The organism is Mesorhizobium sp. B2-7-3, from assembly GCF_006440715.1.
GTDB lineage: Bacteria > Pseudomonadota > Alphaproteobacteria > Rhizobiales > Rhizobiaceae > Mesorhizobium > Mesorhizobium australicum.
In genome coordinates, this window is record NZ_VFTY01000001.1 from 278,688 (window position 1) to 292,544 (window position 13,857).

Here is a 13,857-nt window from a genome sequence, read left to right on the forward strand (position 1 = left end):
ATTTGAGAACCACAACGATTTCCAGCCAAGCCGCGCTAGCCCCTCAGCCTCGCCCCTTCCGGGTCGAAGAACGGCATCGGCACCACCACCGCGCGGGTCGGTTTGCCGTCAATATCGATGCTAAGTTCCGTGCCTATGGCCTTGAAGGGCAATCGCAAATGCGCTGTCGCCAGCACCTTGCCCAGGGAATAGCCGTGGTCGCTGTAGGTGACCACGCCGGCGTCCTCGCCGTCGGCCATCACCCGTGCATCCGTCGCGGCCGGCTTGTCGCCGTCGAGGACCAGCCCGGTCCAGCGCTCGTCGAGGCCCTTGTCGCGCACCTTGAGCAGCGCGTCCCGGCCGATGAAATCGCTCTTATCGAACTTGATCCAGCGGTCGAGGCCGACATGGAACGGCGTGCGCGTCTCGTCCATGTCGATGCCGTGCGCGGGATAGGCCTTTTCCAGGCCGAGCGTGAACATGGCCAGCACGCCATAGGGTTTCAAGCCGAAAGCTTGGCCAGTGCGCATCAGCGCGTCCCAAACCGAGGTCGCCTCGTCGGCCGGCACGAACAGCTCGAAGCCGAGTTCGCCGGTCACGCCTGTACGGGAGATCAGGACCCGCGTTCCGTTGATATGGCCTGATGTGAAGGCCCAGCGCTTCAATCCGTCGAGATCAGCGTCCGAAATCATCGCCTTCAAGAGATCGCGCGAGCGTGGGCCCTGGATGGTCGGGAAGGCGACGGCGGCCGTGATGTCGGTGACATAGGCCCTGCGCCCTTGCGCATGATGCTGGAGCCAGGGCAGCATCTTGAGGCGGTTGACCGAACCGGTGACCAGCATGAAATGCTCCGCGCCCAGCCGGAACACGGTGAGGTCGTCCATGATGCCGCCGTCCTCCCGACAGACGGTGGAATAGCGTACTTGGCCCGGCTTCATCGCCGCGGCGTCATTGACAATGACATGGTTGACCAGCGCCTCGGCGTCGGCACCCTTGATGTCCATCTTGCCCATGGTGCTGAGGTCCTGCACGCCGGCATTTTTACGCGTATTCAAATGTTCGTCGGCGATGCCGGAGTAATATTTGGCCGAGATGAAATCGCCGCCGACCCGACCCATGGCCGCACCCAGCCCGACGATGCTGCTGTAGAAAGGGGAGCGCCGCTCAGCCACGAAAATCTCCATCATTCATAAAAAATCGGCAGCGCCGGGTGGCGCCGCCGAGCTCGATTGGTACCGGGATCAACTCCCGTAGACGTCGAATGAAAAATACTTGTCGTTGATTTCCTTGTACTTTCCGTTGGCGCGCAGCGCGTCGATTGCCGCGTTGAACTTGTCGGCCAGTTCCTTGTTGCCCTTCTGCAGCGCAATGCCGACCCCCGGGCCGTGAATGGCCGGATCGGCCGTCAGCGTGCCGAGCAGCTTGCAGCAGGCGCCGTCGGGCTTCTTCAGCCATTCGGTGAGGATGATCGAGCCGTCCATCATCGCGTCGAGGCGGCCATTGGCCATGTCGGTGCGGGCGTCGTCGCCGGTCGGGTAGGCCTTGACGGTCGAGCCCGAATATTTCTGCTCGGCGAAATTCTGGTGGATGGTGGCGCTCTGCACGCCCAGCACCTTGCCTTTCAGATCGTCCGGCGAGGTGCCCGCGATGGTCGAGTCCTTCGGCACCGCGATCGCCGGCGGCGTCTGGTAGTATTTGTGGGTGAACTCGACCTTTTCAGCCCGCTCGGGCGTGATGGTGATGTTGATGATGGCATCGAACTTGCCGGCCTGCAGCGCCGGAATGGAGCCGTCGAAATCCTGTACGGTGAACTCGCATTCAACTTTCATCTGCGCGCACAGCGCCTTGCCGAGATCGATGTCGAAACCGCCCAGCGTGCCGTCGGCATTGGCGTGGTTGAAGGGCGGGTAGGCACCCTCGGTACCGAGCCTCAGCTTTTTCTCCTGGGCGGAAGCAGCACCGGTTGCGAGCGCAAAAGCTACGGAAGCGGCAAGCACGAAACGACCGAAAAGACGCATGGTCCAGATCTCCGTTGACCGGCGAAGTCTACGGGCTTTCATGCTCCCGGCGGAGACGGAAACGACATGTGCCGCGGCGATCGCGGCGCGGTGCGGTTGCTCCGCGTCCGGTCAGGTTCCTTGTGCCTCGGCCCCGAACAGAGCCCTGGCTTGCTCCGTCGTGTAATAACCAAGCTGGACGTCCCGCGCGACCAGTTCCGGATCGCGCTCACGCGGATCGCCATAGCCGCCGCCACCCGGCGTGCCGACGCGCACGCGGTCGCCGGCCTTCAGCGGGATGTCCTGCTCCTTGGAGAGGTGCGGCGGCACATGCTCCTCGCCGTTGCGGAACACGGTCACGCTGTTGGGCTCGCCATCCCGACCGCCAAGGGCGCCCTGCGGACCGAAACGGCCATGGTCCATGACAAAGGAGGCGCGCGCCTCGCCACGCAGGATCTCGACCTCATAGGCGAGGCCAAAACCACCACGATGCTTGCCGGCGCCGCCCGAGCCTTCGCGCAAGGCATAGTGGCGATAGAGCACCGGAAAGGCCTGCTCCATGATCTCGACCGGGGGCGACTTCGAAATGCCGATGGTCGAGCAGCCATTGGTCAGCCCGTCATGCCCCGAATTGCCGCCATAGCCGCCACCGGATATCTGGTACATGACGTAGTCGCGGCCGCGCGCCGGATCATTGCCGCCGAGCGCGAAATTGCCGCTGGAGCCGGCTGGGGCCGCCGTCACCTTGTCGGGCAGCGCCTGCACCATAGCCGCGAACACCGCCTCGGCGATGCGCTGCGACACTTCCGCCGCACAGCCGGACACGGGGCGGGGATATTTGGCGTCGAGGAAAGTGCCTTCCGGCCGCTTGACCTCGAGCGGCTCGAAGGCACCAGCGCTGATCGGCACGTCCGGAAAGATGTGGCGCATGGCGAGATAGACCGAGGACAGGGTCGTCGCCAGCACACTGTTCATTGGTCCCGCACAAGGCTTTGACGAACCTGAAAAATCGAAGGTCAGCGTGTCGCCCTTCTTGTCGACTGCGAGCGCTATGGTCAGCGGTTCGTTGACCACCCCGTCGGAATCGACAAAAGCCTTGGAGCGGTAGGTGCCATCGGGAATGGCCGCTATATTGGCGCGCATCTGCTCGGCGGCGCGGCGGCGTAGCTCGGCGATCGCCTCGACGACGGTTTCGTCTCCGTAACGATCCAGGATGCCTTTGAGCCTGTCCTGGCCGATCAACAGCGCGGCGGCCTGCGCCCGGATGTCGCCGATGCGCTGGTCGGCGACCCTGATGTTGGAGCAGATGATGGCGTAGATTTCAGGGTCGAGCACGCCCTTCTTGAACAGTTTTACCGGCGGCAGCCGCAGACCCTCCTGCTCGACAGCGGTCGCGGATGCGGAGAAGCCGCCGGGCACGGAGCCGCCAATGTCGGGCCAATGGCCGGTGTTCGACAGCCAGCAGAAGATCTTTCCGCCGCGGTAGACCGGCATGGCGAAGCGCACATCCATCAGATGCGTGCCGCCGAGATAGGGATCGTTGACGATGTAGATGTCGCCCGGCTCCGGGGCCAGGCAGCGGCCGTCGGCGATCATCTCGATCACCGTCCTGGTCGAATATTGCATGACGCCGACAAACACCGGCAGGCCCTGACTGCCCTGCGCGACCAGCGAACCGTCGATGGCGGAATAGATGCCGTCCGAGCGGTCATTGGCCTCGGCGATCACGGGCGAGAAGGCGGCGCGGGAAAAGGTCAGGTCCATCTCGTCGCAGACCTGCTGCAAAGCGGCCTGGAGCACCGAAAGCGTGATGGCGTCGAGCTTTGCGCTATCCACTGACATGTCAGGCCTCGCCAATGTCGATGATGATGTTGCCGTCGGCATCCGAGCGCGCGCAGTCGCCGGGTTCGAGCACGGTGGTCGCATCCATCTGTTCGAGGATCGCCGGCCCTTCGATGACCGCATCGAGTGGCAGCTTTTCCCTGCTGTAAACCGACGTGTCGTGCCAGCGCCCGGCGTACCAGACCGGTCGGATCTCGCGCCGCGCCCCGTCGAGCGTCCTTGCCCGCCCGGCCGGGTCGATCAGCCGCGACAGGTCGATCGCCGGTCGCACGCCGGTGACCGAGGTGTTGAGGTTGACGAGGTTGGCGCGGATTTCCGGCAGCTCCACCTTGAAGCGGGCGAAATAGGCTTTCTCGAACAACGCCTGCAATTGGCTCCGGGTCACCGACGCGGACGGCAGCGGCACGTTGATGATGTGGGTCTGGCCGACGAACTGCATGTCGGCGGAGTGGGTGACGCGGATCGTTTCCGGCTTCACCGCTTCCTTGGCGATCAGCTCCTCGCCTTCGTTCCGGTGCCGTTCCAGTACTTGGTGGAGCTGGCTTTCGTCCAGCACGGCCACGGGCTGGTTGATGGTGTTGACGAAGTCATGGCGCAGATCGGCGACGACGCACCCGAGCGCGTTGGTGATGCCGGGCCGCGCCGGCACCAGCACTTTGGGCAAGCCGAGTTCGCGGGCGAGCGCCGTCGCATGCAGCGGCCCGGCGCCGCCGAAGGCGAACAGCGCGAAATCGCGGGGATCATGGCCGCGCGACACCGACACCATGCGGATGGCGCCGGCCATCTTCATGTTGCCGAGCCTGAGCACAGCGCCCGCCGCCTCGACACCCGACAGGCCGGTTGCCTTGCCGATCCTGTCCTCGAAAATCCTGGTGACGCGCTCCGATGTGACCGGGTTTTCGACGGCGAGCAGCTTCTTCGGCGCCAGCCGGCCGAGCACGAGGTTGGCGTCGGTGATCGTCGGCTCGGTGCCGCCGCGCCCATAGCAGATCGGGCCGGGATTGGCGCCGGCACTTTCCGGGCCGATCTGGATCAGGCCGGCCGCATCGACGCGGGCGATCGAGCCGCCGCCCGCGCCCACCGTGTGCACCGCCACCATCGGCACATGGATGGGCATGGCATATTCGATCTCGATCTCGTTCGAGACCGCCGGTTCGGCGTTGCGGATCAGCGCCACATCGGTCGAGGTGCCGCCCATGTCGTAGGTGACGAGGTTTTCGAAGCCTGCGCGCTTGCCCGTATAGGCGGCGGCGATAACGCCGGAGGCGGGGCCCGACATGACCGTCTTGGCCGATTCACGTGTGACGAAGCGGGCCGAGATCATGCCGCCATTGCCGTTCATGATCAGGAAGTCGCGGGCATAGCCCTTGTCGGCCAATTCCTTGCGCAGCCGCTCGACATAGCGCTCCAGGATCGGCTGCACCGAGGCGTTGACCGAGGCCGTCACCCCGCGCTCGAATTCGCGCGCCTCCGACAGCAGCGCATGGCCTGACGTGATGTAGCCGTTCGGCCAGGATTCGGCGGCGATCTCGGCCGCGCGCCGCTCATGCGCAGGGTTGGCATAGGAGTGGAGGAAATGGATGACGAGGGATTCGCAGCCGGCCGCGATCAGCGCCTGTACCGCCTCGCGCATCTCGGCTTCATCGAGCGGCGTGCGCACCGCACCCGACGCCTCGACGCGCTCCGACACTTCGAGGCGCAGGTTGCGCGGAATGATGGGGACGAAGGTTCCGGTCATGCCATAGGGTTGCGGCCGCGTCCGCCGGCCGAGTTCGATCACGTCGCGAAAACCGCGCGTGGTGACCATGCCGGTCTTGGCCAGCCGGCGCTCCAGCACCGCATTGGTGGTGGTGGTCGTGCCATGCACGATGAGGTCGATTCCCTCGATCGGAAAGCCGGTGACGCCAAGCGCCGAAACCACGCCAAAGGCCTGGTTGTCGACAGTGGTCGGGGTCTTGGCCAGATACACCTTGCCACCGTCCTTGCCGTCGATCAGGAGCAGGTCGGTGAAGGTTCCGCCGACATCGATGCCGGCGACGACGCTGCCCAGGGAATCCGGCGGCTGCACCGAAAAATTCTCTTTCATTGTCGAAACCCGAAATGCTGGGACTACGGATATGCCGCAGTTTGGAAAGGTGTTTTACGGCGGCATCTTGACGCAAATATCGTTTGTATACTAATAAATTCCGGACACAAGAGCTTACCGCTTCGGTAGCGTGCATGGCATGCCGGAACCTGAATGGTTCGGGCGCGCACGGGAAAGTTTGGCGCCCGCGTCTCTCATTGGGCGAGAAGGTTGGAATCGATGAACACCACGCCCGCGTTCAACACCGCTGAAGCCCGACCGCTACAGTTTCCGATTCCGGCCAACGTCTATGCCGAGACCGTCGTCTCGGTGAAACACTATACCGACCGGCTGTTCTCGTTCCGCATCACCCGGCCCCAGTCGCTGCGCTTCCGCTCGGGCGAATTCGTCATGATCGGCCTGCCCAATGCCGAGAAGCCGGTGTATCGCGCCTACTCCGTCGCCAGCCCGGCCTGGGACGAAGAGCTGGAATTCTTCTCGATCAAGGTGCCGGATGGCCCGCTGACCTCGGAACTGCAGAAGATCCAGGCCGGCGACACCGTCATCATGCGCCAGAAATCGACCGGCACGCTGGTCGTCGACGCGCTGACCCCCGCGAAGCGCCTGTTCATGATCTCGACCGGCACCGGCATCGCGCCCTTTGCCAGCCTGCTGCGCGATCCCGACACTTACGAGAAGTTCGACCAGCTGATCCTGACCCACACCTGCCGCGACAATGCCGAGCTGATCTACGGCCAGGAGCTGGTGGCGGCGCTCGAAAGCGACCCGCTGATCGGCGAGCTGACCACTGGGCGCGTGACGCTGTACAATTCGACCACCCGCGAAGAGTCGGCGCGCATGGGCCGCATCACCGCGCTGATCGGCTCCGGCAAGTTCTACAGCGACCTCGGCATCGAAAAGCTCAATCCCGAAACCGACCGCATCATGATCTGCGGCTCGATGCACATGCTGAAGGACGTCAAGGAGCTGGCCGAAAGCCTCGGCTTCCAGGAAGGTTCGCTTAGCCATCCCTCGAGCTTCGTCGTCGAACGCGCCTTCGTCGGCTGAGGCCAGCGCGTCTCCCAGAAAAGCTGGTTTTTGACCTTTCGGTCAAAAACCAGCTGCTTTCGCGGCCTTTTTCAGCTATCCCTCGCTTGAGGACTCGTGAAGCGCGACTTCGCGGGCTATCTTCGTGCGTGTCGCCCAAAACTGTCGACGGCTTTGGGAGAAGGATGCGCGCGTGAGATATCAAGCGCACGCCGCTGAAGGAAAGGGCAGGAGATGAGCAGCACAATCCGCGAAGCCGATCTTGGCCCCAAGGTGACGCCGCTGCCCGCGCGCGCCGCCGCCAACACGCCGGTGCCGCTGGACCATCACATCGCGCGCAATCCCGGCCTGAAACTCGACCTCGGTTTTCTCGAATCGGTACGCAGCGTCAACCGCTCCGCGCTGGAACGCCGCGTCGCCAGCCTGACCAAGCGGCGCTCGATCAAGGCCGACAACCAGGCAGCCTGGCTGCTGCGGGCGATCGCCTGCATGGACCTGACGACGCTCAACTCCAACGACACCGAGGAGCGCGTGCGCCGGCTCTGCGCCAAGGCGATCAACCCGCTGCGCCGCGACATCATGGAAGGCCTCGGCATTGCGGGCGAGACCATCCGGCCCGCCGCCGTCTGCGTCTACCATCCCTTCGTCGCCACGGCCGTGGACGCGGTGCGCGGCACCGGCATCCATGTCGCCGCGGTCTCCACCGCCTTTCCGCATGGGCTGGCGCCGCTGTCGACCCGGTTGCAGGAGATCGAGGCCTCGGTGAAGGACGGCGCCGACGAGATCGATGTCGTCATCCCGCGCGGCCTGGTGTTCGGCGCCAAGTGGCGCGAGCTTTATAATGAAATCGTCTCGATGCGGGCCGCCTGCGGCGACGCGCATCTCAAGGTCATTTTGGGCACCGGCGACCTCGCAACGCTGCGCAACGTCATGCTGGCCTCGATGGTGGCGATGATGGCGGGCGCCGATTTCATCAAGACGTCGACCGGCAAGGAAAGCGTCAATGCCACACTGCCCGTCGGCCTCGCCATGGTGCGCGCCATCAGGGCCTATTTCGAGGAGACAGGCTATCTCATCGGCTTCAAGCCGGCGGGCGGCATTTCGACCGCGAAAGTCTCGCTCGACTGGCTGGTGCTGATGAAGGAAGAACTCGGCCGTCCATGGCTGGAGCCGGAGCTGTTCCGCTTTGGCGCATCGAGCCTGCTGACCGATATCGAACGTCAGCTCGAGCATCATCTGACCGGGCATTATTCGGCCAATCACCGCCACGCGATGGCTTGAGCACCCCCACCCCGATCGGCTTTGCCGATCGACCCTCCCCACAAGGGGGAGGGTGAAGGAGGAACCTGATGAACATCCTTGAACGCTATCACGCCATGGAATACGGCCCGGCGCCGGAGGCTCGCAACGAGGCCGATGCATGGCTGGCCGGGCGCGATTTCTCCAAGGCGCTGTTCATCGACGGCGCCTGGAAAGCGGCCGGCGGCGGCAAGACTTTCGACACCAGCGAGCCGTCTTCCGGCAAGCTGTTGGCCAAGGTGTCCGATGCCAATGCCGCCGACATCGACGCGGCGGTTGCGGCCGCCGCAAAGGCGTTGCCGAAATGGAGCGCCAGTTCCGGATACCAGCGCGCGAAAGTGCTCTACGCCATCGGCCGCGCCATGCAGCGCCACCAGCGGCTGTTCGCGGTGCTTGAGACGATCGACAACGGCAAGCCGATCCGCGAAAGCCGCGACATCGACGTGCCGCTGGCGATCCGCCATTTCATTCACCACGCCGGCTGGGCGCAGGCGCTGGACAGGGATTTTCCCGGCCAAAAGGGTGTCGGCGTCGTCGGCCAGATCATCCCGTGGAATTTTCCCCTGTTGATGCTGGCCTGGAAAATCGCGCCGGCGCTTGCGGCGGGCTGTACCGTGGTGCTGAAGCCGGCCGAGTTCACGCCGCTCACCGCCATTCTGTTCGCCGAGATCTGCGAGCGCGCCGGCGTGCCGAAAGGCGTCGTCAACATCGTGCAGGGCGGTCCGGAAGCGGGCGCGGCGATCGTCAACCACCCCGGCATCCAGAAAATCGCCTTCACCGGCTCCTCGGAAGTCGGCAAGATCATCCGCAAGGCCACTGCGGGCTCAGGGAAAAAGCTGTCGCTGGAACTTGGCGGCAAGTCGGCCTTCATCGTCTTCGAGGACGCCGATCTCGACAGCGCTGTCGAGGGCCTGGTCGACGGCATCTGGTTCAACCAGGGCCAGGTCTGCTGCGCCGGTTCGCGGCTTTTGGTGCAGGAAGGCATCGCCGATGCCTTGATCGCCAAGGTCAAGACACGGGTGAGCCGGCTGCGTGTCGGCAGCCCGCTCGACAAGAACACCGATATCGGTCCGCTGGTCGACCTGACCCAGCTCGACCGGGTCAAGGGACTGATCGCCGAAGGTGCCCGGCAGGGCGCCGTCTGCTGGCAGCCGGACGCAACGCTGCCGTCTTCCGGCTACTATCACCTGCCGACGCTCGCCACCGGTGTTTCGCCGGCTAATATTCTAGCGCAGGAAGAGGTGTTCGGGCCGGTGCTCGCCACCATGACCTTCCGCAACACCGAGGAAGCGATCGAACTCGCCAACAACACGCGCTATGGCCTCGCAGCCTCGGTGTGGAGCGAGAACGTCAACCTGGCGCTCCATGTCGCGCCGCAATTGAAGGCTGGCGTGGTCTGGGTCAACGGCACCAACATGTTCGACGCCGCCTGCGGCTTCGGCGGCTATCGCGAGAGCGGTTTCGGCCGCGAGGGCGGGCGCGAGGGCATGTTCGAATATCTGGCGGCGAAACTGCCGCTCGGCCCGGTCATCAAGCAGGCGACATCTTCGGTGCAGCCCGTGGAACAGGCGGACGGCGTCGCTATCGACCGCACGGCGAAGCTGTTCATCGGCGGCAAGCAGGTGCGGCCGGACGGCAATTACTCGCTTGCCGTCGCCACCGCCAAGGGCAAGCTCGCCGGCGAAGTCGGGCTCGGCAGCCGCAAGGATATCCGTGATGCGGTTTCGGCTGCCCGCGCCTGCAAAAGCTGGCCGGAGGCGACCGCTTATAACAGGTCGCAGGTGCTTTATTACCTGGCCGAGAACCTTTCCGGCCGCGCGGAAGAATTTGCCGCCCGGCTCACCGAACTGACCGGCGCCAACGCCAAGGCCGCACGGGACGAGGTGGAGCTCTCGATCGAGCGGCTGTTCCTCTATGCCGGCCTCGCCGACAAGTTCGAGGGGCGCGTGCACCAGCCGCCGGCGCGTGCCGTGACGCTGGCGCTGCACGAGCCGGTCGGCGTCGTCGGCATCGTCGCGCCGGACAATCAGCCCCTGCTCGGCTTCATCTCGCTGGTCGCGCCGGCGCTGGCCATGGGCAACACGGTGGTCGCCGTGCCGTCGGAACGGTATCCGTTGCTCGCCACCGATCTCTATCAGGTCATCGAATATTCCGATGTGCCGGCCGGCGCCGTCAACATCGTCACCGGACGCAGCGCGGAGCTTGCCGGCGTGCTGGCCAAGCATGACGACGTCGACGGACTGTGGCTGTTCACCGACGCGGATACCTGCGCCAAGGCGGAAGCCGAGTCCATCGGCAACCTCAAACGCGTCTGGAGCGGCAACGGCCGCAGCCTCGACTGGGCCTCGGAAGAAGCCGCCGGCGACGTTTTTCTGCGCCGTGCCATCGAGGTGAAGAATGTCTGGGTGCCTTACGGCGACTAGAGCATGATGCCGAAAAGTGTGAAGCGGTTTTCGGACGACATCATGCTCTATCCCTTTGATTTAGAGACGGATTCAGCTTTCAGGTCGACTCGACCTAAAATCATCCGGCTCTAGGGCATGTCACACAGGGATCGCGATCGGGCTTGACGCCTGGCCATATGTTCTTTAACGAGAAAAAACATCTTTATCTGTGAACTGGCACAGGCCGCACAATCGCGCCTGACTGGCACATGACGCTTTCGCCAGCCGCCGATAAAAGCTTTTTGACCCAAGCAGGCGAGGAACAAAGCATGGCGGAACTGGCGGGCAAGGTCGTTGTCATAACGGCAGCGGCGCAAGGCATCGGCAAGGCGAGCGCGCTGGCCTTCGCCAAGGCAGGCGCTACCGTCCATGCCACCGACATCAACGAGACGCTGCTGGCGGAACTCGCCAAGACATCAGGGATCAAGACCCGCAAGGTCGACGTTCTCAACGACGACGCGGTCAATGCCGCCTTTGCAGAGATCGGCGCCGTCGACGTGCTGTTCAATTGCGCCGGTTTCGTCCATTCGGGCTCGATCCTGGAGATGAAGGACAGTGATCTCGATTTCGCTTTCAATCTCAACGTGCGCGCCATGATCCGAACCATCCGGGCGGTGCTGCCCGGCATGCTGGAGCGTGGCGACGGGTCGATCATCAACATGGCTTCGCTGGCCAGTTCGACCAAGGGCGTGCCGAACCGCTTCGCCTATGGCGTCACCAAGGCCGCCGTCATCGGGCTGACCAAGGCGGTCGCGGCCGACTATGTCGGCAAGGGCATACGCTGCAACGCCATCTGCCCCGGCACGGTCGAGAGCCCGTCGCTGCAGGACCGCATGCACGCCCAGGGCGATTATGACGCCGCCCGCGCCGCCTTCATCGCCCGCCAGCCGATGGGCCGGCTCGGCACGCCGGAGGAGATCGCCGATCTCGCCGTCTACCTGGCCGGCGCCACCTACACGTCCGGGCAGGCCTATAATATCGACGGCGGCTGGTCGATCTGAGCGCTGCCTTGAGACAACCGGACATCGGATCGCCGGCCGCCAATACAGGCTGTTCGCGCTTGTCGTGAAGCAGGCCGATGGCTAGGGTCCGCCCGGTTCCAGAGACGGCCGCCCCGGCGGAGAGTTTGTAGAACGGCCACGAGGCCGCAATCAGGAGAAGATGCATGAAACTGCTGCGCTATGGCGAGGTGGGAAGCGAACGGCCCGGCCTGCTCGATGCGGATGGAACGATCCGCGATCTCTCCGCCCATGTTGCCGATATTGCCGGCACGACACTTCATCCGGCCTCGCTGGACATGCTTTCGAAGCTCGATGCGAAGTCGCTGCCGGCGGTTTCCGGCAAGCCGCGCCTCGGCGCCTGCGTCGCCGGCACCGGCAAGTTCATTTGCATCGGCCTCAACTATTCCGACCATGCCGCCGAGACCGGGGCCACCGTGCCGCCGGAGCCGATCATCTTCATGAAGGCAAGCTCGGCCATCGTCGGCCCGGACGACGACGTGCTGATCCCGCGCGGCTCCGAGAAGACCGACTGGGAAGTCGAGCTCGGCGTGGTTATCGGCAAAACCGCCAAATATGTCAGCGAAGCCGACGCGCTCGACCATGTCGCCGGCTATTGCGTCTCCCATGACGTGTCCGAGCGCGCCTTCCAGGCCGAGCGCCAGGGCCAGTGGACCAAGGGCAAGAGCTGCGACACGTTCGGCCCGACCGGACCGTGGCTGGTGACCAAGGACGAAGTTTCAGACCCGCAGAACCTGAAGATGTGGCTGACGGTCAACGGCAAGACGATGCAGAACGGCTCGACCAAGACCATGGTCTATGGCGTTGCCTATCTCGTTTCCTACCTCAGCCAGTTCATGTCGCTGCACCCCGGCGACATTATTTCGACCGGCACCCCGCCCGGCGTCGGCCTCGGCATGAAGCCGCCGGTGTTCTTGAAGGCCGGCGATGTCGTGGAGCTGGGGATCGAAGGGCTCGGCCAGCAGAAGCAGACGTTCAGGGCGGACGTGTAGATCGATAGGTTAGCGCCGCCCCTCACCCCTACCCTCTCCCCGTGCAGAACGGGGAGAGGGAGCGCCAGCGTTGCGGCCATTCCTTCTCCCCGTCACCATACGGGGAGAAGGTGCCGGCAGGCGGATGAGGGGCAGCGCCGGCCCCTCTCCAGCTATTACTTTATCGTCTTCCCATCCGGCCCAAATCGATACGTCTTGGCCGGATCCGGCGTTACGTAAAGCGTCGTTCCCGGCTCCGCGTCATACACGCCGAAGATCCGCACGGTGATCAGACCGGCCTTCTCGCAATCCAGGTAGAGATTGGTGTCGGCGCCGAGATGTTCGGCGTGGACGACCGTGCCCTTCCAGGCGCCGGATTTCGGATCGACGGTCAGGTGCTCCGGCCGCACGCCGATGGTCTTGGCTGTCTCACCGAGCCGGGCGCCGTCGACGAAATTCATCTTCGGCGAGCCGATGAAGCCGGCGACGAACTCGTTTGCCGGCGAATTGTAGAGCTCCATCGGGCCGCCGATCTGCTCGATCTTTCCGGCATTGAGCACCACGATCTTGTCGGCCAGCGTCATCGCCTCGACCTGGTCGTGGGTGACGTAGATCATCGTCGCCTTCAGCCGGCGATGCAGCTGCGCGATCTCCAGCCGCGTGTTGACGCGCAGCGCCGCGTCGAGGTTCGACAGCGGTTCGTCGAACAGGAACAGTTTCGGCTCGCGCACCACGGCGCGGCCGATGGCGACGCGCTGGCGCTGGCCGCCGGAAAGTTCCGCAGGTCGTCTTTCGAGATAGGGCTCGAGCGACAGCATGGACGAGGCGATGCCGATGCGGCGGTCGATTTCCGCTGCCGGCGTGTTCGCCTGCTTCAGCCCGAGCCCCATATTGTTCTTCACCGTCAGATGCGGATAGAGCGCATAGGTCTGGAACACCATGGCAATGCCGCGTTTCGCCGGCGGGGTGACCGAGACATCCTCGCCATCGATCAGCACCCGGCCCGAGGTCGAATCCTCCAGACCGGCGATGACCCGGAGCAATGTCGACTTGCCGCAACCCGAAGGGCCGACAAAGACGACGAACTCGCCATCCGTCACTTCGAGGTCGATGCCCTTCAGCACCTCGACCGGCCCAAAGGCCTTTTTCACGTTCTCGATTTTCAGCGAGCCCACGGCAGTCCTCCAAATTGAT

10 protein-coding genes are annotated in these 13,857 nt (G+C 64.3%); 5 read left to right on the forward strand and 5 right to left on the reverse strand.

Annotation, left to right across the window (positions count from 1 at the left end):
- Nucleotides 1–35: 35 nt before the first annotated feature.
- From FJW04_RS01450 to FJW04_RS01465, 4 genes are all read right to left on the reverse strand, one after another.
- The gene (locus FJW04_RS01450; RefSeq protein WP_140711909.1) at nt 36–1,166 is read right to left on the reverse strand and encodes an aminomethyltransferase family protein; all 1,131 of its coding nucleotides are present in this window, start codon (nt 1,164–1,166) and stop codon (nt 36–38) included.
- Nucleotides 1,167–1,220: 54 nt separating this feature from the next.
- The gene (locus FJW04_RS01455) at nt 1,221–1,997 is read right to left on the reverse strand and encodes an ABC transporter substrate-binding protein (protein WP_140660265.1); all 777 of its coding nucleotides are present in this window, start codon (nt 1,995–1,997) and stop codon (nt 1,221–1,223) included.
- 111 nt (nt 1,998–2,108) lie between these two features.
- Entirely contained in the window at nt 2,109–3,818 is a 1,710-nt protein-coding gene (locus FJW04_RS01460) for a hydantoinase B/oxoprolinase family protein (RefSeq protein WP_140711911.1), read from the reverse strand.
- Between the two features lies 1 nt (nt 3,819).
- On the reverse strand, nt 3,820–5,904 hold the full coding sequence (locus FJW04_RS01465) for a hydantoinase/oxoprolinase family protein (protein WP_140711913.1): 2,085 nt from the start codon (nt 5,902–5,904) through the stop codon (nt 3,820–3,822).
- 219 nt (nt 5,905–6,123) lie between these two features.
- Between FJW04_RS01465 and FJW04_RS01470 the strand changes: the two genes are divergently transcribed.
- The 5 genes from FJW04_RS01470 (at nt 6,124) to FJW04_RS01490 (ending at nt 12,684) form a co-directional block, all read left to right on the forward strand.
- Nucleotides 6,124–6,951, forward strand: a complete 828-nt coding sequence (locus FJW04_RS01470) for a ferredoxin--NADP reductase (RefSeq protein ID WP_140711915.1) — start codon at nt 6,124–6,126, stop codon at nt 6,949–6,951.
- Between the two features lie 213 nt (nt 6,952–7,164).
- Complete coding sequence (gene deoC, locus FJW04_RS01475; protein ID WP_140711917.1) at nt 7,165–8,211, forward strand: deoxyribose-phosphate aldolase; 1,047 nt, start codon at nt 7,165–7,167, stop codon at nt 8,209–8,211.
- 68 nt (nt 8,212–8,279) lie between these two features.
- The gene (locus tag FJW04_RS01480; protein ID WP_140711919.1) at nt 8,280–10,652 is read left to right on the forward strand and encodes an aldehyde dehydrogenase family protein; all 2,373 of its coding nucleotides are present in this window, start codon (nt 8,280–8,282) and stop codon (nt 10,650–10,652) included.
- A gap of 290 nt (nt 10,653–10,942) precedes the next feature.
- Nucleotides 10,943–11,674 carry an SDR family oxidoreductase gene (locus FJW04_RS01485; protein WP_140660271.1) on the forward strand — a complete coding sequence of 244 codons (732 nt, stop codon included), beginning with the start codon at nt 10,943–10,945 and terminating at the stop codon, nt 11,672–11,674.
- A 164-nt stretch (nt 11,675–11,838) separates the two neighbouring features.
- Entirely contained in the window at nt 11,839–12,684 is an 846-nt protein-coding gene (locus tag FJW04_RS01490) for a fumarylacetoacetate hydrolase family protein (RefSeq protein WP_015314647.1), read from the forward strand.
- 155 nt (nt 12,685–12,839) lie between these two features.
- Here the strand turns inward: FJW04_RS01490 and FJW04_RS01495 are convergent, their stop codons facing one another.
- On the reverse strand, nt 12,840–13,838 hold the full coding sequence (locus FJW04_RS01495; RefSeq protein WP_140711921.1) for an ABC transporter ATP-binding protein: 999 nt from the start codon (nt 13,836–13,838) through the stop codon (nt 12,840–12,842).
- Nucleotides 13,839–13,857: the final 19 nt, after the last annotated feature.